This window comes from Serinicoccus marinus DSM 15273 (assembly GCF_008386315.1).
Taxonomy (GTDB): domain Bacteria; phylum Actinomycetota; class Actinomycetes; order Actinomycetales; family Dermatophilaceae; genus Ornithinicoccus; species Ornithinicoccus marinus.
The window spans coordinates 2,759,914-2,783,569 of the sequence record NZ_CP043808.1 but is presented as its reverse complement, the minus strand read 5'-3'; the positions used below and the strand labels follow the sequence as shown (position 1 = coordinate 2,783,569).

The following is a 23,656-nucleotide window of genomic DNA, read 5'->3' as shown; positions in this document are numbered from 1 at the left end:
GGGTCAGTCTGGCACGGAGCCGGGGCGCTCGGGACCGCGTGCCCCGGTGAACCGGTAGCCCACCCCGCGGATCGTCCCGATGAGGGACTCGCGCTCCGGCCCCAGCTTGGCCCGCAGCCGTCGGATGTGCACGTCGACGGTCCGGGTGCCGCCGTAGTAGTCGCCGCCCCAGACCTCCTGCAGCAGGGTGTCACGGGTGACGACCCGTCCGGGCCGCTGCACGAGGTAGCGCAGCAGCTCGAACTCCTTGAAGGTCAGGTCCAGCGCCCGGCCGCCGGCCCGCACCGTCCAGCTCGCCTCGTCGACCACGACGTCGGCCACCCGGATCGCCTCGGGCCCGTCGGGGGAGGACCGCTCGACGGCGGCCGCGTCCGCAGCACCCGCCCCCCGCGGTCCGCGCCCCAGCGCGAGCCGCAGCCGGGCCGCCAGCTCGCCCGGCCCGGCGGTCGTGAGGACGAGGTCGTCCAGCGGCCACTGCTCGTCGAGACCGCGAGCGCGCCCTCCCCGACCACCGCGAGGACGGGCACGGACAGCTCCAGCGCCGACAGCGACCGCAGCACCCCGCGGGCCTGCACCAGGTCGGCCGTCGCGTCGACCAGCACGAGGTCCGGTTCTCTGTCGCCGCGGCTCACCAGCGCGCCGACGTCCATCCCCGACACCGACACGCGGTGCGGGAGCAGCGAGAGCCCGGGCAGCACGAGCGCCGCCGACGCGTCGTCGGCGGGGCGGGGGGTCAGCAGGACCAGGTCGGCCACGCACCCAGGATAGGGAGCCTGCGCCTCCGGTCCGGACCAGCGTGCGTGCGGCAAGATGGAGGGTATGCCCGACCCGACGCCCGGCGAGCGCCCCGCGGACCGCCCGACCCGGGGGCTCGTGGGGTCGCTGGCCCTGGTCGTCCTCGTCGTCTCCGGGCTGCTGGCGCTGGCGGCGGTGGCGGCTACCTGGCTGCTGGCCGTGGGTCTGGCCGCGTGCACCGTCGTCGTCGCCTGGGGCTGGTCGGGGACCTTCGGCCTGCCCTCGCCCCGCGGCACGGTCGGGGTGCTGCTCGTCGGCGGACTCGCGCTGGTGACGGCGGTCGGCGTCCGCGAGGAGGAGCCGTGGCTGGTGTGGGCACCGGCCGCGCTCGCGCTGGCGATGATCGCGGCCTTCGTGCACCAGCTCTTCCGCCGGGACGGCAGGCCGCGGGTGGTGCAGTCGATCAGCTCGGTGGTGCTGGGGCTGGCGCTGGTGGGCTGCGGGATCCTCATGGTGCCGGCGAGCCACACGGCGGAGGGCATCGCGCTGCTGCTCGCGGCGCTCGGCGCGGCGGGGGCGTCCTCGCTCAGCGACCTGCTGGGTCTCTGGGCACCGCTGCGCGGCTGGGCCATGGCACTCGCGATGCTGTCCGGCGGGGCTGCGGCCCTGGCGGTCGCGCTCACGCTGCACGCCAGCCCGACGACCTGGCTGGTCCTCGGGGTGGCCGCGGGCGCGCTCAGCCACGCCATGCGCAGCGTGCTCGTCGGGCTGCCGCCACTGGCCCACCCCCGGCCCCGCCTCGTCGCCGGGGTGGTGTCGGTGCTCGTCGTCGGGGTCGTGCCCTACCTCGTCGGGCTGGCCTTCGTCCCGTCCGCCTTCCCCGGCTGAGGCCGCGGCGCCGGGCTCAGACGCGCTTGAGCTCGGCGGACATGAAGGACTGCATCTCGTGGCCGTCCGCCGCCATGTCCATCACCCACATGAGGTTGCCCCCGACATACCCGTAGAGCCGCTGGGCGGCGGAGTAGTCGCGGGAGCGTGGGCTGCGGACGATGCTGTCCGTCGCCACCTCGACCTTGGCCTGGTCGGTCTTGCCGTAGTACATCTCCACGACGCCGGTGGGGTGGGACAGCAGCAGCTCGACCTCGCCGTCGGGCTGCGGGCGCCAGAAGCCGGACTCGACGGCGAAGAGCTCGTCCTTGCCGCCCTGCTCGTCCAGCAGCCAGGTGCGCGAGGACCAGTGCAGGAAGGGCCGCCCGTCGTGGGTCACCTCGACCTCCTGGCCGAAGTTGCGGGACTCCATCGTCGGGTAGCCGACGACGCCCGCACCGGCCCAGGAGCCGAGCAGCCAGGCCAGCGGCGCGTTGTCGTGGTGCATGGTCGGGTCGAGTTCGATGGGCATCCGACCATCGTAGGGGCGGGTGGCGGGAGGCCGCCCCGCCGCGGGTCAGCCGCCGAAGCCGGACCGGGGGGACACCGGATCGGTGTAGTCCTCCATGGTGTCGTTCTTCAGGTGCTCGGAGAGGGTGGCCATCTGGTCCTGCGCCATGACCACGATGGACCCGGCGACCGGGTGGTTCTCGATGCCGCTCCACGGGGCGGTCTCGAAGTGGATGTCGCCGCCGCGCACGCCGCGCATCTGGAAGCCCAGGTCGCGCATCTCACCCACCTGCAGGTCGGCGTCGACGGTCAGGTTGGTCGTCGCGGCGTCGACGAAGCGCGCCAGCCGTGCCGGGTTGGTCAGCGTCTCCCGGGACAGCGCCTTGGTCATGATCCCCTGGATGAAGGCCTGCTGGCGCTGGCCCCGGGAGATGTCGCCCTGGGAGAGGGCATACCGCTCGCGCACGAACTCCAGCCCGGTCGCGCCGTCCATGTGCATGACGCCCGCGGGGAAACCCGGGGATGCCTCGGCCACGTTGACGTCGACCCCGCCGATGGAGTCGGTCATCGCCTGGAAGCTCTGGAAGTTGACCACGACGACGTGGTCGATGGGCACGTCCACCAGCGGCTGGAGCGTCTGTACCAGCAGCGGGGCGCCGCCGTAGGCGTAGGCGGCGTTGATCTTGGAGGAGCCGCCGGTGCCGGCGATGGGGACGAACAGGTCGCGGGGGAAGTGGACGAGGTCGACCCGGTCCCGCTCGTCGTTGATGTGCATGAGCACGATGACGTCGGAGCGGCCCCGCTCCACCGACAGGTCCCGGCTGTCCGAGCCGATGATGAGGAAGTTCTGCGCCTCACCGGCCTCGGCGGGACGTGCCGGGGTCTGCGCCTGGAACTCGCTCTCGCCGACGTCGACGGCCTCGCCGTCCTCGCCGACGATCGGGGCGGTGCCCTCCTCGTCGGTCTCCACCGGGCCGTCGAGGTCGACCGAGCCCTCGGCGTCGGGGTCCTCGTCTGGCTGCGTGGTCCCGAAGCGGTCCGGGGAGATCGTCACCGTGGCGTCGTCCTGCGCGTTGAGGTCCTCCCGCTCGATGTTGCCCTCGACCGTCCGCTGGAGATAGAAGGCATACCCGCCGAGCGCGAGGACGCCGAGCAGCGCCAGGACGCCGATGCCGGCGGCGAGGGCGCGCAGCGGGCGTCGGCGGCGGGGCTCGCGGGGGGTGCCGGGGCGCGCCGGCCCGGAGATGTCGTCATCCCTCATGCGACCGGAGTCTACGGCCGGTTCCTCGGGGATCCCTGGACGCGCGTACCGTGGAGGTGCAGGTCAGGACGAGGAAGGACGCACCCATGCATGTGCTGCTGGACCGGCCCGGAGCGGTCGAGGCCGAGGGGCCGGACGCCGGGGTCGCGGCGCACTACGGCGACCCGCACCGGGAGCAGCGGCTGCTCGCCGAGGGGTTGGCCGTCGTCGACCTGTCGCACCGCGGGGTGGTCACGGTCTCCGGCCCGGACCGGCTCAGCTGGTTGCACTCGCTCACGAGCCAGCAGCTGACCGACCTGCCGCCGCGCCGCTCGACCGAGACGCTCATCCTGTCGCCGAAGGGGCACGTCGAGCACGCGTTGCACCTCGTGGACGACGGCGAGCGCACCTGGATCACGACCGAGCCCGGGGCCGCGCCCGCGGTGGCCGGGTGGCTGGACTCGATGCGCTTCATGCTGCGCGTCGAGGTCGAGGACGTCAGCGCCGCGTATGCCGTGCTCGGCGAGCCGGTCTCGCGCGAGTCGGTCGACGGGGAGCCGGTCGCGTGGGTCGACCCGTGGCCGGGGCCGGTGGGCGACACCTTCAGCTACGGGCCGGAGGGCGCCGAGCACCCCGGCACCGGACGGGCCTGGCGCGAGCTGATCGTGCCCCGGGAGGACCTCGCCGCGGCCGTCGGCGACCGGCCGCTGGCCGGCACCTGGGCCGCCGAGGCCCTGCGCGTCGCGGCCTGGCGCCCGCGCGCGGGCGTCGACACCGACCACCGCACGATCCCGCACGAGCTGGACTGGCTGCGGACCGCGGTGCACCTGCACAAGGGCTGCTACCGGGGCCAGGAGACGGTCGCCCGGGTGAAGAACCTCGGCCGACCGCCGCGCCGGGTCGTCTTCCTGCACCTGGACGGCTCGGGCCACGTCATCCCCGAGGCGGGCGCGGAGCTCACGCCGCTCGACGGCGGGCGACCCGTCGGGCAGCTCACCAGCGTCGCCCGGCACGCCGAGGACGGCCCGGTCGCGCTCGCGCTGGTCAAGCGGACCCTCGACCCGGGTCTGACGCTGCTCGCCGACGGCACCGCCGCCGCCCAGACGGCGATCGTCCCGGCTGACGGGCCGCGGGCGCGCCAGTCCTGACCTGGCAGGATCGAGGCCATGCCCTCATCGACGCAGCAGACCTCCGACTCGCCGCTGGCCGACGCCCCCGTCGTCGCGGAGGTGGTCCGCGGCGGGTTCGTGGAGTCGGTGCACCACGGTGTCGTCGCGCTGACCGACGCCGACGGGACCGTCGAAGTGGCGGTGGGCCCCGTCGACGCCCCGGTCCTGCCGCGCTCCTCGCTCAAGCCGATGCAGGCGATCGCGATGCTGCGCGCCGGCGCGGACCTGCAGGGCGAGCTGCTCGCCCTGGCCAGCGCCAGCCACTCCGGGCAGCAGCGCCACCTGGACGGCGCGCGCCGCATCCTCGCCGCCGTGGGGCTGGACGAGTCGGCGCTGCGCAACACCCCCGACCTCCCGCTGGACGAGGACGAGCGGCGTGCCTGGATCCGGGACGGTGCACCCCCGACCTCGCTCGGGCAGAACTGCTCGGGCAAGCACGCGGGCATGCTCGCGGCCTGCGTCGCCGCCGGGTGGGACACCGCGACCTACCTCGACCCGGGGCACCCGTTGCAGCGGCTCGTGGTCGAGGTGATCGAGGAGTTCACCGGTGAGCGGGTCGAGGTGGCCACCGTGGACGGGTGCGGCGCGCCGGCGCTGGGGGTCTCCTCGGCCGGGCTGGCGCGCGCCTTCGGCCGGATCGCCGCCGCCGAGCCGGGCACCGAGGCCGGCCGGGTCGCCGAGGCGATCCGCAGCCACCCGGAGTTCCTCGGGGGCACTGGCCGCGACGTCACCGAGCTCATCTCCGCCGTCCCGGGCCTCATCGCCAAGGACGGCGCCGAGTCGGTGTATGCCGTCGGCCTGGCGGACGGGCGCGGGCTGTCGGTGAAGATCACCGACGGGGGCGAGCGTGCGCGGGTCGTCGTCACGACCGCGGTCCTGCGCCGGGCGGGGGTCGACGGGCTCGGCCCGCAGGCCGGACCGACCATGGACGCGCTCGACGCCCGGGCGGTCGTCCGCGGCCACGGGGAGCCGGTCGGCGAGGTGCGCGCGGTGCTGCGGGGGCAGGGCTGAGGTGCGGTCCGTCCTGCAGCGGGTCAGCCGGGCGGCGGTCCGGGTCGACGGCGTGGTCGTGGGCGCCATCGACCGCCCCGGGATCCTCGCGCTGGTGGCGGCCACCCACGACGACGGTCCGTCGGACGTCGAGACGACTGCCCGCAAGATCGCCGAGCTACGCATCCTGCGCGACGAGCAGTCGGTCGCGGACAGCGGCGGGGCGGTCCTCGTGGTCAGCCAGTTCACGCTCTACGGCAACACCCGCAAGGGGCGGCGGCCCTCGTGGGGGGAGGCGGCACCGGGGCCGGTGGCCGAGCCGCTGGTCGACGCGGTGGTCGCCGAGCTGCGGGGCCGGGGGATCGAGGTCGCGACCGGGCGCTTCGGCGCGATGATGGAGGTCGAGCTGGTGAACGACGGCCCGGTCACGCTGATCGTCGACACCTGAGCGCCCCGCCCGTCCTGGGTGCCGCGCCCAGGGACGAGGGCTACGCTGATCGGCATGGGTGTGATCTACGAGGCGCAGAACATGGTCGAGCTGGTCCTGAGCCTCGGCCTCTTCGCCATGATGGTGTGGGCGCTGGTCGACTGCCTGCGCACCCGCCAGGACGCCTTCGTCGCCGCGGGCAAGCGCACCAAGACCTTCTGGTCGCTCATCACGGGCGGCGCCACCCTGCTCGGCTTCATCTCGATCGGGTCGGCACTGTCGATCTTCAACGTCATCGCCGTCGTCGCCGCGGCGGTCTACCTCGCCGACGTCCGCCCCGCGGTCAAGTCGGTCCAGGGCCGCGGCGGCTCCAACACCCACATGGGGCCCTACGGCCCCTGGTGACCGGACAGACCTCCCGGACGCCGCAGAGGCGGACACACGGTAGGTCCGGTCGGGGCGCGAGGGGCTGATCAGGAGGGCGCGACGGCGGCCCAGTCGAGGCCGAGCTCGCCGAGGCGCCACCGCGCCGGGCCGTCCACGACCGGCCAGCCGTCCTCGCGCAGCGAGCGCGCGGTCGCGACGAAGCGCTGCCGGGCGCCGAAGCTCGCCAGCGGCGCCGCGCGCTCCCAGGCCCGGTCCAGCGCGCCGAGCACGGTATGCACCCGCTCGCCCGGCACGTTGCGGTGGATGAGCGCCTTGGGCAGCCGCTCGGCGACCACCGAGGGCGTCTCCAGGCCGGCCAGCCGCAGCGAGATCGTGAGCGTCCGCGGCGTCGCCACCCCGTCCGCCCCTCGGCGCACGTCCACCCACGCCGCGAGCCGGCCCAGCTCGTCGCAGGTGCCCTCGACCAGCGACCCGCCGGGAGCCAGCCGGTCGACCACCCGCTGCCAGGCCGGCCCGACCTCGACCTCGTCGTACTGCCGCAGCACGTTGAAGGCCCGCACACCAGCGGCCGTGCGTCGGCGCCCAGCCCCGCCGGCAGCGGCACCTCGAAGCCGCCGCGCGCGAAGTCCACCCACGGCGGGTCGGCCAGCGGTCGGCCGCGCTCCACCCGCTCCGGGTCGATCTCCACCCCCACGACGCGCACGTCCTCCCGGACCCCGCGCAACCGGTCCGCCAGCTCGAGCACCGTGACCGGGGAGGCGCCGTAGCCGAGGTCGACGACCACCGGGGGCCCGGCGGCGGAGCGCAGCAGCCCGCCCAGGACATACCCGATCCAGCGGTCCACCCGCCGCAGCCGGTTGGGGTTGGTCGTGCCGCGCGTCACGGTGCCGACGGGGCGGCGGGCGGGCGGCGGCATGGGCCCAGCCTAGGCAGCCCGGCGTGCCAGACTGGCGCCCGTGAGCGAGGATCCGGACCGGCACCCCCCGGTGCGGCGGGTCGCGATGGTCTCGCTGCACACCTCGCCGCTGCTGCGCCCCGGGACCGGTGACGCCGGCGGCCTCAACGTCTACGTCGTGGAGACGGCCGCCGAGCTCGCCCGGCGCGGGGTGGAGGTCGACATCTTCACCCGGGCCACCGACGCCGACCAGGCGCGCAGCGTCGAGCTGGAGCCGGGGCTGCCGGTCAGCGTCCACCACGTCCCCGCCGGACCGCTGGAGGGAGTGCCCAAAGAGGTGTTGCCGGGGCACGTCTGCGAGTTCGCCGACGACCTGTCGCGGCACGTCGCCGGGCTCGCGGAGGGCCACTACGACGTCATCCACGCGCACTACTGGCTCAGCGGTCAGGCCGGCGGGCTCACCTCGCGCCGCTTCGACGTGCCGCTCGTGCAGACCATGCACACCCTGGCCCGGGTCAAGAACCGCGCGCTGGCCGCCGGCGACCTGCCCGAGCCGCAGGCGCGGATCGACGGGGAGGTCGAGCTCGTCGACCGCGCCGACGCGCTGGTCGCCAACACCCCCGACGAGGCGCGCGACCTCGTCGAGCTGTATGCCGCGGCCCCGGCCGCGGTTCACGTCGTGCCACCCGGGGTGGACCTGGACACCTTCCATCCCGGCGACCGGCAGACGGCCCGGCAGGCCGTCGGGCTGCCGGCGGAGGCGGAGGTGCTGCTCTTCGTCGGGCGGATCCAGCCACTCAAGGGCCCGGACGTGCTCGTGCGCGCCGCGGGTGAGCTGGTGCGGCGTGACGCGGCGCGGCGGGACCGGCTGGTCGTGACGGTCCTCGGCGGCCTCTCCGGCTCCGGTCTGGCCCGGCCCGACGGGCTGCGCCAGGTCGCGCGCGAGGAGGGTGTCGACGACCTGCTGCACCTCGGCCCGCCCGTCTCCCGGGAGGAGCTCGCGACGTGGATGCGGGCGGCGGACGTCGTGGCGGTGCCCTCGCACCACGAGTCCTTCGGTCTCGTCGCCGTCGAGGCGCTGGCCTGCGGCACGCCCGTCGTGGTGGCGCGGGTCGGCGGGCTCCCGCTCGCGGTCGGCGACGTCGGGGTGCTCGTCGACGGGCACGACCCCGGCGACTGGGCGGACGCGCTCGAGCAGGTGCTCGCGGCCCACGCCTCGGACGGGGCGGACGAGGACTGGGTGCGGCGCGCGCAGGAGCACGCGCAGGCATACTCCTGGGAGCGCACCGTCGACGCCCTGCTCGACGCCTACGCCGCCGCCGTGACCGCCCGCCGAGGAGGACACCATGGATGAGACCGCGCTCGCGACGCTGCGCGCCCACCTCGACGCGCTCGACGTGGACTGGGAGGCGGGCACCCGCGCCGGGGAGACGGTCGTCACGCTGCCCGGGGAGCGCAAGCTGCGCACCGTGGTCTCGCTCGTCGTCGGCCAGCGCTCGCTGGAGCTGCGCGCCTTCGTCGTCCGCAACCCGGACGAGAACCACGAGGCGGTCTACCGCTACCTGCTGCGACGCGCGCTGCGGCTGCCCGGCGTGGGGTATGCCGTGGACCGCAGCGGCGACGTCTACCTCACCGGGCGCGTGCCGCTGGCCGGCCTCGAGGAGGACGTGCTCGACGACCTGCTCGGCGCGGTGCTCGCCGCCTGCGACGAGCCCTTCAACGAGCTGCTGCGGCTCGGCTTCTGGACCTCGATCCGGCGCGAGTGGGCCTGGCGCCTCGACCGCGGCGAGTCGACCGCCAACCTCGAGGCCTTCCGGGCCGAGCTGGAGTCGCTGCCCGACGCCCCGCGGGACACCGTGCCCGACTCGCTGTCCGACTCGGGCGAGGACCCCAGCGATCGGTAGGGTGGGCGCCATGAGCGAGGCCGCACACACCCTGATCCTGCTCCGCCACGGTGAGAGCCAGTGGAACGAGAAGAACCTCTTCACCGGCTGGGTCGACGTCGACCTGACCCCGAACGGGCACGAGGAGGCGCGCCGCGCCGGCGAGCTGCTGCGGGAGGAGGGGCTGCTGCCGGACGTGCTGCACACCTCCCTGCTGCGGCGCGCCATCACGACCGCCAACACGGCGCTGGACGTCGCCGACCGGCACTGGATCCCGGTCCACCGGCACTGGCGGCTCAACGAGCGCCACTACGGCGCGCTGCAGGGGCTGAACAAGGCGCAGACGCGCGACAAGTACGGCGAGGAGCAGTTCATGGCCTGGCGTCGCGGCTTCGACACCCCGCCGCCGCCCATCGAGGACGACGACGAGTTCTCCCAGGCGGGCGACCCGCGGTATGCCGACCTCGGCGCCGACCTGCCCCGCACCGAGTGCCTCAAGGACGTCGTGGCCCGGATGCTGCCCTACTGGGACAGCGACATCGTGCCGGACCTGCGCGAGGGTCAGACCGTGCTGGTCGCGGCGCACGGCAACAGCCTGCGGGCCCTGGTCAAGCACCTCGACGGGATCAGCGACGAGGACATCGCCGGGCTCAACATCCCCACCGGCATCCCGCTGCTCTACGAGCTCGACGCCGACCTCGCCCCGGTCACCCCCGGCGGGCGCTACCTCGACCCGGCCGCCGCGGCCGAGGCGATCCACGAGGTCGCCAATCAGGGCAAGAAGTAGGACGCCGCCCGGGTCAGCTGGTCTCGAACTTGTAGCCCAGCCCGCGCACGGTCACGATGTGCTGCGGAATCGACGGGTCCGGCTCGATCTTGGCCCGCAGCCGCTTGACGTGCACGTCGAGGGTCTTGGTGTCGCCGACGTAGTCGCTGCCCCAGATCCGGTCGATGAGCTGGCCCCGGGTCAGGACGCGGCCGGCGTTGCGCAGCAGCATCTCCAGCAGCTCGAACTCCTTGAGCGGCAACGACACCGACTCCCCGTGGACGGACACGGTATGCCGCTCGACGTCCATCCGAACCGGACCCGACTCGACCGTCGACGGCATGAGCTCCTCGGGTTCGCTCTGCCGGCGCAGGACCGCCTTGATCCGGGCGAGCAGCTCCCGCCCGGAGTAGGGCTTGGTGACGTAGTCGTCCGCCCCGAGCTCGAGCCCGACGACCTTGTCCACCTCGGAGTCCTTCGCGGTGAGCATGATGACCGGCACGCTGGAGCGCTGCCGCAGCGCGCGGCAGACGTCCACACCGGACATCCCGGGCAGCATGAGGTCGAGCAGCACCAGGTCGGCGCCGCCGCGGTCGAACTCGGCCAGGCCCTCGGTCCCGGACTCGGTGACGGTGACGTCATACCCCTCCTTCTCGAGCAGGTAGGACAGCGGGTCGGAGAAGGACTCCTCGTCCTCCACCACCAGGATCCGGGTCATCGGGTCACCTTTCCTCGGGGCGTCGCGGCCAGGGCGGTCGGCGGCGGGGTCCCGCCGTGGGCTGGGTCGGGCACCCGGGCCGGTCGGCCCTGGCGGTGCGGGGCGGGGGAGCCGGGGGCGCGCGGGTCGTCGACGGCGGGGAAGCGGAGGGTGAAGGTCGAGCCCTGCCCCTCCTCGCTCCACACCGACACCGACCCACCGTGCCCGGCGCTGATGTGCTTGACGATGGACAGCCCGAGCCCGGTGCCGCCGGTGCGGCGGGAGCGGGCCGGGTCGACGCGGTAGAAGCGCTCGAAGATGCGCTCCTGGTCTTCGGTCGAGATGCCGCGCCCCTGGTCGGAGACCGACACCTCGACGACGTCCTGGGTGCGGCGGGTGACGACGCCCACCCGGGTGCTGTCCTCGGAGTAGGCGATCGCGTTGGTGACCAGGTTGCGGATCGCCGTCGTCACCAGCTCGCGGTCGCCGTAGATCCGCAGCTCCTCGGGGCGGCCCGCGGGGGCGGCCACGACGGTGCGGTCACCGGCGACCACCCGGGTCTGCTCGACCGCCTCCGCGGCGCACGCGGCGACGTCGACGAGGACCATGTCGGCCAGCAGGTCGTTGGCCTGGAGCCGGGACAGGTCGACGATCTCGGCGACCAGCCGGGTGAGCCGCTCGCTCTCGGTCGTCATGCGGCCGGCGAAGCGGCGCACCGCCTCCGGGTCGTCGGCGGCGTCCAGCACCGCCTCCGCGAGCAGCGCGAGGCCGCCGACCGGGGTCTTGAGCTCGTGGCTGACGTTGACGACGAAGTCGCGGCGCACCGCCTCGACCCGGCGGGCCTGGGTGCGGTCGTCGACGAGGATGAGCGCCAGCCCGTCGGCGAGGGGCGCGACCCGCACCGCCAGCAGCACCTGGCTCGAGGACAGCGGGCCGCGGACGATGTCCAGCTCGGCCTCCGCCACCGACCGCTCGCCGAGCACCTGGCCGACCAGCTCGCGCAGCCGCGCAGCGTTGACCAGGTTTTCCTCGCGCACCAGGCCGAAGGCGAGCGCCGCCCCGGTGGCCACGTGCACCCGGGCCGAGCCGTCCACGACGATGGCGCCCGAGCGCAGCACCGACAGGACCTCCTTGACGCCCTCCGGCACCACGACCGCCGGTGCGGGCTCGACCGGCACCCCGGCCGCCCGCCACTCGCGCCGCAGCCACCACAGCAGTAGCACCGCGACGACGCCCAGCGCGGCGCCCAGCAGGCCTGCGGTCAGTGGTTCCACGTGACCAGCCTAGGGTCATCGGGGGACCGCCTCGTGCACATCAGTGCCCGCACGGTGTCCTGGCGGGTCACTGTTCATCTGCGGGTCGCACGTCGTTCACGTCCCCCTGCCACCGTCCCACTGTGCCGCCGTCTGCCCGGGCGCCGACAATGAAAGCAGCACCACTTCCACCCCGCACGACGGACGACCGACGAGGAGCATGCATGCGCAGCGCGTTCACCGAAGAGCTCGACCTCATCAGCGAGCAGCTGGTCGAGATGAGCCGGCTGTCCGCGACGGCCCTCCAGCGAGCGACGAGGTCGCTCATGGAGACCGACCTGGGCCTGGCCCAGGAGGTCATCTCCGACGACCAGCTCATCGACGCCCTGCGGCGCGAGCTGGACAATCGCGCGATCGACGTCCTGGCCCGGCAGCAGCCGGTCGCCACCGACCTGCGGCAGATGGTCACCGCCCTGCGCATGAGCTCGGACCTGGAGCGCAGCGGCGACCTGGCCCGGCACGTGGCCAAGCTGACGCGGCTGCGCTACCCGGCGCACGCCCTGCCCGAGCGGCTGCGCCCGCTCTTCGCCGAGATGGCCACCACCGCCGAGGCGATGGTGCTGCGGGCCGGAGAGATCATCGGCAGCAAGGACGCCGACGGCGCCGCCGAGCTGATGAAGGCCGACGACACCATGGACCGGTTGCACCGCGAGGTCTTCCAGGCGCTGCTCGACCCGTCGTGGTCGCAGTCGACGCAGGTCACCGTGGACGCGACGCTGCTCTCCCGCTACTACGAGCGGTATGCCGACCACGCCGTCTCGATCGCGCTGCGCGTGGTCTACCTCGTCACCGGGGTGTGGCACGACGAACAGCTGCCCGGGGACGACGAGCGCTTCCCCGCGCGGGTGCCGCGGGAGGCCTGAGCCAGCGGAGGGGGAGCCGGCGGGGCCGGGTCGACCTCAGTGGTCGCCCTCGCCCTCCTCGTGCTCGGCCGGGGGCTCGACGGTGCCGCCGGCGTCGTCGGCGAACTGGGCGTACTGCCCCTGCGGCAGGAGCACCGGGGCGATGGTGGACAGGGCCTCGCCGCCCTCGACCTGCATGCGGATCTCGACGTTCTGTCCGGCCGGCGACTCCAGCGCGTCCAGGACGAGCCGCTGCCCATCCGAGCCGTCCGGGTCGACGTCGTCCAGCCGTGCCGAGGACTCAGGCTCCACCGTGACCTCGGGGGTGAGGTCGGTCCCGTCGACCGAGACCGTGACCGTGACCGGCTCCGCGGAGGTGTTGATGACCGAGCCGGAGATCACCGCGGGGGCGCCGTCACCCTGGCTGACCACGAGCAGGTCGCGGACGTCGACGACCTCGCCGTCGAGCTCGACGCCGTCCGCGGGGGCATACTCGATGTTGGTCGTCGTCGGGGAGTTGACCGAGCATCCGGCCAGGGCGAGACCCGCGACGGCGGCGACGAGCGCGCCGGTCCGGCGGGTGGGGCGAGGGGTGCGTGCAGTCGTCACGGCTCCAGCGTAGCGCCCATCCCGGATCGGGTCCCCGCGCGCCGTGCCACCTGCGACGACACCGCTCGGAGAGAGGTGTGCCGGGACCCTCGGAAAGCGGCCCGCGGCGTACCCCGGAGGGTGTCCCACAGCCCCTCAGATGCACAGAGATTGGTCGTTGTCAAGCCCCTGACCAGCGGAAATATCATCCGGATGATTCTTGCGCCGCCCGGGTGCGTGGTATCCTGGAGTCCGCGAAAGGGGCTTTACCACGATGACGTTCAAGGTCGGAGAGACGGTTGTCTACCCCCACCACGGGGCCGCTCTCATTGAAGAGATGAAGACACGAACCATCAAGGGCGAGGAGAAGCTCTACCTCAAGCTCAAGGTGGCCCAGGGCGATCTGACGATCGAGGTTCCCGCTGACAACTGCGACCTGGTCGGCGTGCGCGACGTCGTCGGCAAGGAGGGCCTGGACAAGGTCTTCGCGGTGCTGCGGGCCGAGCACACCGAGGAGCCGACCAACTGGTCGCGCCGCTACAAGGCCAACCTCGAGAAGCTCGCCTCCGGTGACGTGATCAAGGTGGCCGAGGTCGTCCGCGACCTGTGGCGCCGCGAGAAGGACCGCGGTCTGTCCACGGGGGAGAAGCGGCTGCTGTCGAAGGCCCGCCAGATCCTCGTCAGCGAGCTCGCGCTCGCCGAGAAGACCAACGAGGACACGGCGGAGGCCACCCTCGACGAGGTCCTCGCCTCCTGAACGTCGGGCTCGTCCTGGTCGCTGCCGGCCAGGGTGCTCGCCTCGGGGCGGGGCGACCCAAGGCGCTCGTGCCGGTCGGCTCGCGCCCGCACTCCCGTCCGCTGGTCTGCCGCGCGCTCGAGGGCGCGCTGCGCACGTCCGTCCTGCGGCACCTCGTCGTCGTCGCGCCGCCCGACGGTGACGGTGTGGCGCAGGTGCGGTCCGTGCTGCAGGACGTCCCGACCGGCGACGTCACGGTGGACGTGGTCGCCGGCGGTGAGGACCGGGTCGCCTCCGTGCGGGCCGGGCTCGGCGCCCTCCCCGGCGACGTCGGCATCGTGCTGGTGCACGACGCCGCCCGTGCCTTCACCCCTCCCGAGGTCTTCGACCGCGTGGTGCACGCGGTCCGTGCCGGGCACGCGGCCGTCGTGCCCGCGCTCCCGGTGACCGACACGGTCAAGGCGGTCCGCGCCCACGGCGACGTCGAGCTCGTGACCGGCACCCCTGACCGCGCCGGTCTGCGCGCCGTGCAGACCCCGCAAGGCTTCCTGCGCGAGACCCTGGACCGGGCGCACGCGCACGCTGCCGGTGAGGGGCGGCATACCGACGACGCGGGCATGGTCGAGGCCGCCGGGGGGCACGTCGTGGTCGTCCCCGGGCACGCCCGCGCGATGAAGGTCACCACGCCCGAGGACCTGGCGGTCGCCGCGGCGTGGGTCGACGACGAAGGCGAGGCGTCGCGGGAGCCGTGCCTCGTCGTGCTGTCCGGGCTGCCGGGGGTGGGGAAGACGACGCTGGCGCGCGAGCTGTGCCGCCGGACGGGCGCGGCGCACCTACGGGTGGACACGGTGGAGCAGTCGCTCGTGCGGGGTGGTCTGCCCGAGGAGGAGCTGGGCGCGCAGGGGTATGCCGCGACGCTCGCCCTCGCGGCCGACCAGCTGCGCGTCGGGCTGGGGGTGGTCGCCGACCTGGTCAACGCGGCGCCGCAGGCGCGGGCGGCCTGGGAGACCTTGGCGAAGGAGGCGGGGTCGCGGCTCGTGCGGGTGGAGCTGGTCTGCGCCGACCAGGGGGTCCACCGGTCCCGCGTCGAGGGCGGGCGGGCGAGATCGAGGGTCACCGGTTGCCCACCTGGGGGCAGGTCCAGGAGCGCGCGTGGAGGCCGTGGCCCGGGGCCGAGCTGCGGATCGACACCGGGGTCACGTCCGTGGCGGACGCCGCGGCCATGGTCGAGGAGGTCTGCCGATGAGCACGCTGCCGCGCACCGGGATCGGGGTGGACGTGCACGGGTATGCCGCCGACGACCGGACCCTGTGGCTCGCCTGCCTGGAATGGCCGGGGGAGCGGGGCATCGAGGGGCACTCCGACGGGGACGTCGCCGCGCACGCGGCCTGCGACGCGCTGCTCTCGGCAGCCGGGCTGGGCGACCTGGGCTCGGTCTTCGGGACCGGCCGGCCGGAGATGGCGGGTGCGAGCGGGCGGCAGATGCTCGGGCACGTGCTCGGCCTCGTGCAGCAGGACGGCTGGGCCGTCGGCAACGTCGCCGTGCAGGTGATCGGCAACCGGCCCAAGGTCGGGCCGCGCCGGGAGGAGGCGGCCGCCGCCATGTCAGCCGCGCTGGGTGGCGCGCCGGTGTCGGTGAGCGCCACCACCACCGACGGGCTCGGGCTCACCGGCCGCGGCGAGGGTGTGGCCTGCCTCGCGACGGCTCTCGTCGTCCCGGGCTGACCGGCCGACGGACTCACGCGCGGCCGGGGGTTTCTCTGCCAGCCGCGTCGTCCACCGGCAGCCGACTCGTCGTCTACCAGCCTCGATGTCATCTGAGAGCCCCCTCGAACAGGCAGTCAGGTGACATACCGGCTCGCAGCGGACGAACCGGCTCCCAGTCGCGCGGCGGCCCGGACGTCCGGTCTGCCGGTTCCCGGCTCAGCCGGTGCGGACCACCTCGTGCTCCTCGTCCGGGCCAGGCGCCTCGAACCCCTCCGCGCGCGCCGGTCGGCGGGAAGCCTGGGTCACACCGGAGACTGTATGCCGTCGACGGCGGTCTGCCGCTCGGCACGCTTGTGCGGCTGGCTGTGCCTGCGCTGGTGTCTCAGGTGTGCCCAGGAGCACGCGTGGGACGCACGCCGATGCACAAGGGTGGGGATGGGCCCACGGTCAGCGCATCAGGGTAGGTATGGGCCCATCGTCAGCGCACCAGGGTAGGGAGGGGGCGGCGGTCAGCGCGGTGGGACGACGCGGACCTGCGGCGGCGGCGCCGGCGGGCCGAGCCGGACCAGGGCGTCCACCCGGCTCAGGAAGCTGCTCGGTCGCCGGTAGAGCGTCCACGGAGTCACCCCCAGCACCCGCAGCCCGGCGCTGACCATCGCGCCGTCCTTCTCCACGGTCTGGGCCCAGCGGTCGCCGCCGCGGTCGTCGATGCCCTGGTGGTGCTGCCGGGAGTGGACCTGGATCACCATCCCCAGTGCCGCGGCGTAGCCGTCAGGGCACCCGAGGTACTGGCCGGACGACATCTGCTCCAGGCCGATGTTGGTCTGGAGCGGCGGCAGGTCCGGCCGACCGTCCCAGACCTGTCGCAGCGCCGCTTCGGGCCGCGACCAGGCGCCGTCCCGGAAGGCGTCCAGGCCACGGCGCGCGGCCTCCACCTCGCGTCGCGGACGGTGCCACAGCTCGAGGTCGAGCTCGTGCGGGGTGGCCAGCCTGCGCTGCAGGATCGAGATCGCCAGGGCCTCGAGGTCGTCGGGAGACACGGGCTCGCGGGCCGAGGCCTCTGTCAGGGAGCGTGCCGCGCCCGTGATGGCGACCACGCCGTGGCGACTGGCCACGGGGACGGGTCGGGAGGTCCGCACGACCTCGAGGTCGCCGTGCCGCCGGCTGCGCGCGGACGCCGGCGCCAGGAAGTAGGCGCGTCGGGGGTGTGGTGTCGTCAGGCCCCATTCGCGCAGCGCCATCAGCCCTGTCAGCACCGCACGGTCACCGGCCCAGAGGGCTGCGGCAGCGAGCATGGTCGGCGGGTCGAGCGGGCCCCGGTGGGCGGCGATGACCTGGGGGTAGGCGGTCTGCCACGTCGTCGAGCGCCGGTGCCGGATCTGTGGGGTGGTCCACCCCGCGTCCAGGAGCTGGGCATGGGTCGCCAGCCCCTGCTGGCCGGGGATCGTGGGGAACGCGGGCTCGTCCGTGGGCATACGTCCCAGGGTGGCGCGAACGGCCCGGCGCTCGCTCCGGGCCTGTGGACAGAGCACCCTTGTGCGCGCACTCGTGCAGGACCGTGCGACACGAGCGTGCCCAGAAGCACCCCTGGGACACCAAGATCCGCACGAGCGGACGCACAAGGGTGCGATGGGGCGGGCAGGCGAGGTATGCATGCTGGCGGCTGGCGGCTGGCGGCTGGTGGCTGGCGGCTGGCGGCTGGCGGCTGGGGGGTGACGTGGTGCGCGAGTGGTCGGCCCCGGGGGGCGCGGGTGCGCGGGCGGGCGCTGCGGCATACGGTGGGCGCCAGCAGCGTCGTCAACCCCGAGGAGTCACCGTGCCGCAGACCGTCAAGGGCGTCATCGCCCGCAGCAAGGGCGTCGACGTGGAGGTCGTCGACATCGTCGTGCCCGACCCCGGGCCGGGCGAGGCGGTGGTGAAGGTCGAGGCGTGCGGCGTGTGCCACACCGACCTGCACTACCGTGAGGGCGGCATCAACGACGAGTTCCCGTTCCTGCTCGGCCACGAGGCGGCCGGCACGGTCGAGGCGGTCGGCGAGGGCGTCACCGAGGTGGAGCCGGGAGACTTCGTCATCCTCAACTGGCGCGCGGTCTGCGGCCAGTGCCGCGCCTGCGCCAAGGGGAAGCCGTGGTACTGCTTCGCCACGCACAACGCGAGCCAGAAGATGACGCTCGCCGAGGGCGACGAGATGGCCGGCACCGAGTTGAGCCCGGCCCTCGGCATCGGCGCCTTCGCGGAGAAGACCCTGGTGCACGCCGGCCAGTGCACCAAGGTCGACCGGGAGGCCTCGGCGGTCGCGGCCGGCCTGCTCGGCTGCGGGGTCATGGCCGGCTTCGGCGCGGCGGTCAACACCGGCGGCGTGACCCGCGGCGACTCGGTCGCCGTCATCGGGTGCGGTGGCGTGGGTGACGCGGCGATCGCGGGGGCGGCGCTCGCGGGTGCGACGACCGTCATCGCCGTCGACGTGGACGACCGCAAGCTCGAGACCGCCCGAGGGTTCGGCGCGACGCATACCGTCAACAGCAAGGACCAGGATGCGGTCGAGGCGATCCAGGAGCTCACCGGCGGCAACGGCGCCGACGTGGTCGTCGACGCGGTGGGGCGCCCGGAGACCTACCGGCAGGCGTTCTACGCCCGCGACCTGGCCGGCACCGTCGTGCTCGTCGGCGTGCCGACCCCCGAGATGGAGGTCACGCTGCCGCTGCTCGACGTCTTCGGCCGCGGTGGAGCGCTGAAGTCGAGCTGGTACGGCGACTGCCTGCCCAGCCGCGACTTCCCCATGCTCATCGACCTCTATCGCCAGGGCCGCTTCGACCTCGACGCCTTCGTCACCGAGACGATCGGGCTCGGTGACGTCGAGGCCGCCTTCGACAAGATGCACGGCGGCGAGGTGCTGCGCAGCGTGGTGGTCCTCGACGAGGCCGCCGCGGGCGACGAGGGCGGCGCCACCGAGGGGAGCCACGCATGAGCGCGCGCATCGACCACGGCACGACGAGCGGCACCTTCGAGCTGGACGGCGGCTCCTGGGAGGTCGACAACAACGTGTGGGTGCTCGGCGACGACACCGAGTGCGTCGTCATCGACGCGCCGCACGACGCCGCCGCGATCGCCGAGCTCGTCGGCGACCGGCAGGTGCGGGCCATCCTGCTCACCCACGCGCACAGCGACCACGTGGACGCCGCGCTCGACCTGCGCGAGCGGGTCGGCGCACCGCTCCACCTGCACCCCGACGAGGCGCCGGTCTGGGAGCTCACCCACCCCGACGCCCGCTGGGACGAGGACCTCGCCGACGGGCAGCGGATCGAGGTCGCCGGGGTCACCGTCGAGGTGCTGCACACCCCGGGCCACGCCCCGGGTGCCTGCTGCTTCCACGTCCCGGAGCTCGGCGTGGTCTTCTCCGGCGACACGCTCTTCGAGGGTGGGCCGGGGGCGACCGGGCGGTCGTTCAGCGACTTCGACGTCATCGTCGAGTCGATCACCGAGCGGCTGCTGACGCTGCCCGAGGACACCACGGTCTACACCGGCCACGGCGGCACGACCACCATCGGGGCGGAGGCGCCGCACCGGCAGGAGTGGATCGACCGGGGGCACTGAGCGCCCGGCGTCGTCGTCGGCAGCGGAGTAGGCTGGCGACCGTGAGCCGGATCGAGCAGCTGCCCCTCCTGGGCTTCGTGCTGTCGCTGCTCACCCTCGTGGCGCTGGCCTCGAGCCTGTCCTCGCCCGACCACCTCCTGCTGACCCTGGCGCTGGCCGGGGTATGCCTGCTCGGCGCCTCGCACCTGGTGCAGCCGTTGCGGGCCGGGGTGGTCTCGGCGCAGCACCGCAGCGAGGTGTGCCGGGCGCACGGCGTGCGCTCGAGCGACCCCGACCGGCCGGGTCGGGCACGCCCTCGCGCTCCTGGTCCGGGCTGAGCCGGCCACCCTTCCTCGCGCACGCTCGGGGACGGGCCGGGTCGGCAGACGACCCACCCAGCCCACGGCATACCCCCGTGTCGGCGGTATGCCCCCAGCTCCAGGAGCGCCCGCGATGTTCGCCTTCCTCGACCCCGTCCTCGTCCACGTCCACGACCTGCTCGCCCTCCTCGACCCGTGGCTACCGCCCGCGCTGGTCGTCGTCGCCGTGACCCTCGTGGTCCGGCTCGTGCTGCACCCGCTCAACCGGGGCACCGCCCGCGGCACCGCTCGCCGGCGCGAGCTGCAGCCACGCCTGGCGGAGCTGCGCGAGCGGCACCGTCACGACCAGCGCGCGATGCAGCAGGCCATGATGGACCTGCACCGCGAGGAGGGTGTCTCGCCGCTGCCCGGGTGCCTGCCGATCCTCGTCCAGATCCCGGTGCTGGCGATGATCTACCGCCTCTTCACCGCGCCGCAGATCGCCGGCGAAGAGAACCTGCTGCTCGGTCACACCTTCCTCGGGGTGCCGCTGTCGGAGCACCTCACGTCCGCCGGGGCCGGGCACCTGTGGGTGTTCTTGTCGCTCATGGGCCTCACCCTCGTCGTGGCGGCCGTCGCAGCCCGGCAGATGCGGCGGCACCTGGCGCAGGACCGCGAGCTCACCACGCGGCTCGACCCCGGGGCGCGCGACCGGCTGACCGACACCCAGCGGGCCGTGCAGGACTCGATGGAGCAGATGACCCGGGTGCTGCCGCTGATGTCGTTCTTCACCGTCGCGGCAGTTGCCGTGCTACCGCTGGCGGCCGGGGTCTACCTCGTCACCAGCTCGGTCTGGGGCCTGCTCGAGCGGGCGAGCCTGCGGCGGATCTCGGTGCCCTCGTCAGCCGGCGCGACCTGAAGCTGCCCTAGTCTGGCGCGATGGAGCAGGCGGGAACGCGGGTATGGCGCAACGTGCCACGTCTGGTCATGCTGGTGGGCGGACTCGGCGTCGGCCTGCAGGTGGTGGCGCTCGTGCTCCTCATGATCGGTGGGTGGCGGTCCGGGTGGGAACCGTGGTCGGTGTTTCTGCTGGTGGTCATGCCTGTCAACGTGGTTCTCATGGCATTGGTGTTGTGGAGCTTCCACGCTCGTTGCACCAAGGCCGACGAGCAAGGCCTGCGTCACCACGAGCCGCTGCTGCGCTCACGGTCGTTCGACCTGCCCTGGAACCAGGTCGCTGATATCCGGGTGCGCCGGGGCGTCGGCAGTGTGGTTGTGGTCGCCACCGAGGATGGCACTGAGCACGCCCTGGAGAGCGTGCTGCCAGCCGCTGTACCTGAGCTGCAGCAGATGTGGCGGCGACACCGCGGCGAGTCGCGGGCGACAGGCGCATAGTCGGCCAGAGCCGAGAGCCGGCCTGCTAGCTCGCGGTCACGATCTCGGTCAGCGCCCCGACGAGCGCATCGTCGAGGTCGGTCGAGCGCAGCTCGTCGGCGACCCGGGCGGGACCACCGCCACCCTCGCCCAGCCCGCGCTGCAGGACGGCCCAGGCCCGCTCCTTAGCGTGGTGCCCGACCTCGGCCGCGTCGAGCAGCGCGAAGCACTCGCCGAGCACGTCGGGCGCGCCGGGACGGGGCAGGTCGACGGCCACCGCCTCGCTCCCCGGCCGCACGAGCACCGGCTCGGGGTCCGCCCCGGCCACGCGCACCGCGAAGGCCCGCCCTCCGGCAGCACCGTGGCCTCGCCCTCGACCGGCCCGACCACCAGCCGCGAGGCGGCGTCGTCCCAGCGCAGCGGCGTCCGCGCGACCCGCCGGGTCTCCTCCGGGCCGTCGTCGTCCTCGATGAGCACGTGCTCCCCGTCGGCGCCGGGGAAGACGGTCACCTCGACCGTCCGCGGCAGCGCCACCCCGTTGCCGACCTCGTCGGCCGCGGTCAGCGGGAGCACGGTCCCCGCCCGGGCGAAGACCGGCGTGTGCGCCAGGTCGCGGTATGCCGTGATCGTCCGCCCGTGCTCGCCGGCGGCGTAGCGCCGGTGCGTCTGCACGTCGAACCAGTCACCGGGCGGCAGCCACAGGGTCGTCGCCGCGAGCCCGACGCCCGCCAGCCGCGGCGTCACCACCGGCGCGCACAGCAGGTCCGCGCCGAAGAAGAAGCTGGTGCGGTGGGCATACGCCTCGTCCCGGCCCGGGTGGCGGTGGTAGACCGGCTCCACCAGCGAGATGCCGTCTGTGGCGGTGCGCTCGGCCATCGTCGCGAGGTAGGGCAGCAGCCGGTGCCGCAGCCGCAGCGCCTCGCCCATGAGCCGCTCGCCCTCGGGTCCGAAGCGCCACGGCTCCTTGCCCTGGAACGGGCTGGCGCTCGCGTGCAGCCGGTTGACCGGCGACCACACCCCGAGCTGCACCCAGCGCACCGCGAGCTCGACGTCCTTGGCGCCGTGCCAGTGGCCGCCGATGTCGTGGCTCCACCAGCCGTAGCCGATGTTGGCCGCGCTCGCGGTGAACTCCGGCTGGAAGGCCAGTGACGCCCAGCTGATGACCGTGTCGCCGCTGAAGCCGATCGGCGTGCGGTGGCTGCCGGGACCGGCATACCGCGAGAAGATCAGCGGCCGCCGGCCGTCCGTGCGCTGCTGCGCGAGGTGTCGCTCGTTGAGGATCCACAGCGGGTCCAGCCCCGGCACCGCGGTGTGTGTGCCCTGCTGCCAGTCGATCCACCAGAAGTCGACGCCCTGCTCGGTCAGCGGGCCGGCCACGTGCTCGAAGAAGGCGCGCCAGAAGTCGGGCGAGGCCGGGTCGAACTCGACCGGGTCGCCCGAGGCCGGGTCGATCCCCATCGCCCGGGCCATGCGCGGGTATGCCTCCTCGTGCGCCCGGACCCCGTCCGCCGGGTGGTCGTTGAGGGTGACCACGAGGCCGCGCTCGTGCAGGTCGGCGAGGAAGGCGGTGGGGTCGGGGAAGAGGTCGCGGTTCCAGGTGTAGCCGGTCCACCCGCTGCCGAGCGCCGGGTCGATGTCGACCAGGTGCCAGTCCATGTCGATGACCGCGACGGAGAACGGGACACGGTCGGCGGCGAAGCGGTCGAGCAGCGAGGCATACTCCTGCGCGGAGTAGGGGTGGTAGCGGCTCCACCAGTTGCCGAGCACGAAGCGCGGCACCCGCGGGACCGGCCCGGTCAGCGCGTGGAAGTCGCGCAGCGCTGCGCGGTAGTCGAGGCCGTGGGCGAAGACGTAGAGGTCGATCGCGCCGGACTCGCGCGGCGCGAGGTCGGTGAGCTCGGGCCCGGTGCGGACCAGCGAGGCGGAGTCGTCGAGCACGCCGTAGCCGCCGCGGGACAGGATCGAGGGCTCGAGCGGGGTCCGCCCGTCGACGCCGTCGAGCGTGCGCGTGGTGCCCGGGAGCGGGTCCTCGACCGGCTCCCCGAAGCGCCAGGTGGAGTGGTATGACGTGACCCCGCCGCGGACCTGCACGCTCAGCCCGTGCGGCGAGGGTGGGCCGCCGTCGTAGCGCAGCTCGAAGCCGTCGGTGACGACGCGGACCCCCTCACGCCAGGGCTCGACCTGCGGCGCCAGCCCGCGGCCGGCGGGCAGGTCGCGGTCGAGGACGACCTGGGTGGGGGCGTCGGTGAAGGTGCCCGTCGGGGACCACTCGACGCGCAGCAGGTGCGGGGTGAGGGTGGTGAGGCGGCAGCGGTCGTTCTCGTGGACGATCGGCATGCCCCGACCTTACGGTGCGCCGCCGACCTCCAGCGGGTGGGCGTCGAGGAAGGCCGCGACGGCTGCGGCCATCTCGTCGGCGTGCGTGAGGGCCAGGTCGTGCCCCGCGCCGAGGATGACGTGCTCGTCCGCGTGCGGGAGGATCGCGCGGACCCAGTCGCGCACCTGGGCGAACCACGGGCCGCTCTCCGCCCCGCCGACGGAGAGCACCGGGCGGTGATGGGCGCCGCGTCGTCGGCGCCGAAACGCCACGCCAGCAACGCGGGCACGTCCACCTCGAGCAGCCCCACCGCGTCCGCGGCGTCCCGCTCGATCGAGCCG

25 protein-coding genes and 3 pseudogenes are annotated in these 23,656 nt (G+C 74.0%); 18 read left to right on the top strand and 10 right to left on the bottom strand.

Features of this window, described 5'->3' with window-relative positions; translation table 11 throughout:
- Positions 1-3: 3 nt before the first annotated feature.
- A pseudogene (locus FU792_RS13355) lies at positions 4-755 on the bottom strand (winged helix-turn-helix transcriptional regulator).
- A gap of 64 nt (positions 756-819) precedes the next feature.
- Between FU792_RS13355 and FU792_RS13350 the strand changes: the two are divergent.
- Complete coding sequence (locus tag FU792_RS13350; protein ID WP_022925956.1) at positions 820-1,623, top strand: hypothetical protein; 804 nt, start codon at positions 820-822, stop codon at positions 1,621-1,623.
- A 16-nt stretch (positions 1,624-1,639) separates the two neighbouring features.
- Here FU792_RS13350 and FU792_RS13345 read toward each other — a convergent pair whose 3' ends face one another.
- Positions 1,640-2,134, bottom strand: a complete 495-nt coding sequence (locus FU792_RS13345; protein ID WP_022925957.1) for a heme-binding beta-barrel domain-containing protein — start codon at positions 2,132-2,134, stop codon at positions 1,640-1,642.
- Between the two features lie 45 nt (positions 2,135-2,179).
- Positions 2,180-3,373, bottom strand: a complete 1,194-nt coding sequence (locus FU792_RS17205) for an LCP family protein (protein WP_022925958.1) — start codon at positions 3,371-3,373, stop codon at positions 2,180-2,182.
- 86 nt (positions 3,374-3,459) lie between these two features.
- Here FU792_RS17205 and ygfZ point away from each other — a divergent pair, with 86 nt between their 5' ends.
- Genes ygfZ through FU792_RS13320 form a run of 4 tightly spaced genes read left to right on the top strand, consistent with a single transcriptional unit; the run spans position 3,460 to position 6,343 of the window.
- On the top strand, positions 3,460-4,500 hold the full coding sequence (gene ygfZ / locus FU792_RS13335) for a CAF17-like 4Fe-4S cluster assembly/insertion protein YgfZ (RefSeq protein ID WP_022925959.1): 1,041 nt from the start codon (positions 3,460-3,462) through the stop codon (positions 4,498-4,500).
- 18 nt (positions 4,501-4,518) lie between these two features.
- The gene (locus FU792_RS13330; RefSeq protein WP_022925960.1) at positions 4,519-5,532 is read left to right on the top strand and encodes an asparaginase; all 1,014 of its coding nucleotides are present in this window, start codon (positions 4,519-4,521) and stop codon (positions 5,530-5,532) included.
- Between the two features lies 1 nt (position 5,533).
- Positions 5,534-5,959, top strand: a complete 426-nt coding sequence (gene dtd, locus FU792_RS13325; protein WP_022925961.1) for a D-aminoacyl-tRNA deacylase — start codon at positions 5,534-5,536, stop codon at positions 5,957-5,959.
- Between the two features lie 54 nt (positions 5,960-6,013).
- Positions 6,014-6,343, top strand: a complete 330-nt coding sequence (locus FU792_RS13320; protein ID WP_022925962.1) for a DUF2516 family protein — start codon at positions 6,014-6,016, stop codon at positions 6,341-6,343.
- 68 nt (positions 6,344-6,411) lie between these two features.
- On the opposite strand, the pseudogene FU792_RS13315 reads toward FU792_RS13320, so the two are convergent.
- Positions 6,412-7,241 (bottom strand): annotated as a pseudogene (locus FU792_RS13315) (class I SAM-dependent methyltransferase).
- A 40-nt stretch (positions 7,242-7,281) separates the two neighbouring features.
- Between FU792_RS13315 and mshA the strand changes: the two are divergent.
- From mshA to FU792_RS13300, 3 genes are read left to right on the top strand one after another with little or no spacing between them, the layout of a single operon-like run.
- The gene (gene mshA, locus FU792_RS13310) at positions 7,282-8,574 is read left to right on the top strand and encodes a D-inositol-3-phosphate glycosyltransferase (protein ID WP_022925963.1); all 1,293 of its coding nucleotides are present in this window, start codon (positions 7,282-7,284) and stop codon (positions 8,572-8,574) included.
- A complete protein-coding gene (locus tag FU792_RS13305) occupies positions 8,567-9,124 on the top strand; it encodes a type III secretion system chaperone family protein (RefSeq protein ID WP_022925964.1) in 558 nt (185 codons plus the stop codon). The genes mshA and FU792_RS13305 overlap by 8 nt, the downstream gene beginning before the upstream one ends.
- 10 nt (positions 9,125-9,134) lie before the next feature.
- Positions 9,135-9,890 carry a phosphoglyceromutase gene (locus FU792_RS13300; protein WP_022925965.1) on the top strand — a complete coding sequence of 252 codons (756 nt, stop codon included), beginning with the start codon at positions 9,135-9,137 and terminating at the stop codon, positions 9,888-9,890.
- 13 nt (positions 9,891-9,903) lie between these two features.
- On the opposite strand, the gene FU792_RS13295 is transcribed toward FU792_RS13300, so the two are convergent.
- Entirely contained in the window at positions 9,904-10,587 is a 684-nt protein-coding gene (locus FU792_RS13295) for a response regulator transcription factor (protein WP_022925966.1), read from the bottom strand.
- Positions 10,584-11,840, bottom strand: coding sequence for a sensor histidine kinase (locus tag FU792_RS13290; protein ID WP_149814823.1), 1,257 nt, complete (start codon positions 11,838-11,840; stop codon positions 10,584-10,586). Before FU792_RS13290 ends, FU792_RS13295 begins: the two co-directional genes overlap by 4 nt.
- A 203-nt stretch (positions 11,841-12,043) precedes the next feature.
- Here FU792_RS13290 and phoU point away from each other — a divergent pair, with 203 nt between their 5' ends.
- A complete protein-coding gene (phoU, locus tag FU792_RS13285) occupies positions 12,044-12,742 on the top strand; it encodes a phosphate signaling complex protein PhoU (RefSeq protein WP_022925968.1) in 699 nt (232 codons plus the stop codon).
- A 36-nt stretch (positions 12,743-12,778) separates the two neighbouring features.
- Here phoU and FU792_RS13280 read toward each other — a convergent pair whose 3' ends face one another.
- Positions 12,779-13,330 carry a hypothetical protein gene (locus tag FU792_RS13280; RefSeq protein ID WP_022925969.1) on the bottom strand — a complete coding sequence of 184 codons (552 nt, stop codon included), beginning with the start codon at positions 13,328-13,330 and terminating at the stop codon, positions 12,779-12,781.
- A 253-nt stretch (positions 13,331-13,583) separates the two neighbouring features.
- Between FU792_RS13280 and FU792_RS13275 the strand changes: the two genes are divergently transcribed.
- From FU792_RS13275 to ispF, 4 genes and pseudogenes are all read left to right on the top strand, one after another.
- Positions 13,584-14,066: a CarD family transcriptional regulator gene (locus tag FU792_RS13275; protein ID WP_022925970.1), complete on the top strand. Its 483-nt coding sequence runs from the start codon at positions 13,584-13,586 to the stop codon at positions 14,064-14,066.
- Positions 14,063-15,079 (top strand): annotated as a pseudogene (gene ispD, locus FU792_RS13270) (2-C-methyl-D-erythritol 4-phosphate cytidylyltransferase); the annotation flags it as partial. The gene FU792_RS13275 and the pseudogene ispD, both read left to right, overlap by 4 nt.
- Positions 15,080-15,165: 86 nt before the next feature.
- Positions 15,166-15,291: a hypothetical protein gene (locus FU792_RS18600; RefSeq protein ID WP_275100706.1), complete on the top strand. Its 126-nt coding sequence runs from the start codon at positions 15,166-15,168 to the stop codon at positions 15,289-15,291.
- Positions 15,288-15,770 carry a 2-C-methyl-D-erythritol 2,4-cyclodiphosphate synthase gene (gene ispF, locus FU792_RS13265; protein WP_028131197.1) on the top strand — a complete coding sequence of 161 codons (483 nt, stop codon included), beginning with the start codon at positions 15,288-15,290 and terminating at the stop codon, positions 15,768-15,770. Before FU792_RS18600 ends, ispF begins: the two co-directional genes overlap by 4 nt.
- Before the next feature lie 491 nt (positions 15,771-16,261).
- Here ispF and FU792_RS13260 read toward each other — a convergent pair whose 3' ends face one another.
- Positions 16,262-17,227, bottom strand: a complete 966-nt coding sequence (locus FU792_RS13260; RefSeq protein WP_022925971.1) for a hypothetical protein — start codon at positions 17,225-17,227, stop codon at positions 16,262-16,264.
- Positions 17,228-17,568: 341 nt separating this feature from the next.
- On the opposite strand from FU792_RS13260, the gene FU792_RS13255 reads away from it, so the two are divergent.
- The 5 genes from FU792_RS13255 to FU792_RS13235 all read left to right on the top strand — a co-directional run bounded on the left by FU792_RS13255 (position 17,569) and on the right by FU792_RS13235 (position 21,019).
- The gene (locus FU792_RS13255; protein WP_022925972.1) at positions 17,569-18,720 is read left to right on the top strand and encodes an S-(hydroxymethyl)mycothiol dehydrogenase; all 1,152 of its coding nucleotides are present in this window, start codon (positions 17,569-17,571) and stop codon (positions 18,718-18,720) included.
- A complete protein-coding gene (locus FU792_RS13250) occupies positions 18,717-19,346 on the top strand; it encodes an MBL fold metallo-hydrolase (protein ID WP_022925973.1) in 630 nt (209 codons plus the stop codon). Before FU792_RS13255 ends, FU792_RS13250 begins: the two co-directional genes overlap by 4 nt.
- A 41-nt stretch (positions 19,347-19,387) precedes the next feature.
- The gene (locus FU792_RS18595; protein ID WP_022925974.1) at positions 19,388-19,663 is read left to right on the top strand and encodes a hypothetical protein; all 276 of its coding nucleotides are present in this window, start codon (positions 19,388-19,390) and stop codon (positions 19,661-19,663) included.
- A 115-nt stretch (positions 19,664-19,778) separates the two neighbouring features.
- Positions 19,779-20,543 carry a YidC/Oxa1 family membrane protein insertase gene (locus tag FU792_RS13240; protein ID WP_022925975.1) on the top strand — a complete coding sequence of 255 codons (765 nt, stop codon included), beginning with the start codon at positions 19,779-19,781 and terminating at the stop codon, positions 20,541-20,543.
- 20 nt (positions 20,544-20,563) lie between these two features.
- The gene (locus FU792_RS13235) at positions 20,564-21,019 is read left to right on the top strand and encodes a hypothetical protein (RefSeq protein WP_149814822.1); all 456 of its coding nucleotides are present in this window, start codon (positions 20,564-20,566) and stop codon (positions 21,017-21,019) included.
- 48 nt (positions 21,020-21,067) lie between these two features.
- On the opposite strand, the gene FU792_RS13230 is transcribed toward FU792_RS13235, so the two are convergent.
- Together FU792_RS13230 and FU792_RS13225 are read right to left on the bottom strand one after the other, a co-directional pair.
- Positions 21,068-23,335, bottom strand: a complete 2,268-nt coding sequence (locus FU792_RS13230) for a glycoside hydrolase family 31 protein (protein ID WP_149814821.1) — start codon at positions 23,333-23,335, stop codon at positions 21,068-21,070.
- A 9-nt stretch (positions 23,336-23,344) separates the two neighbouring features.
- The gene (locus FU792_RS13225; RefSeq protein WP_149814820.1) at positions 23,345-23,587 is read right to left on the bottom strand and encodes a hypothetical protein; all 243 of its coding nucleotides are present in this window, start codon (positions 23,585-23,587) and stop codon (positions 23,345-23,347) included.
- Positions 23,588-23,656 lie beyond the last annotated feature (69 nt).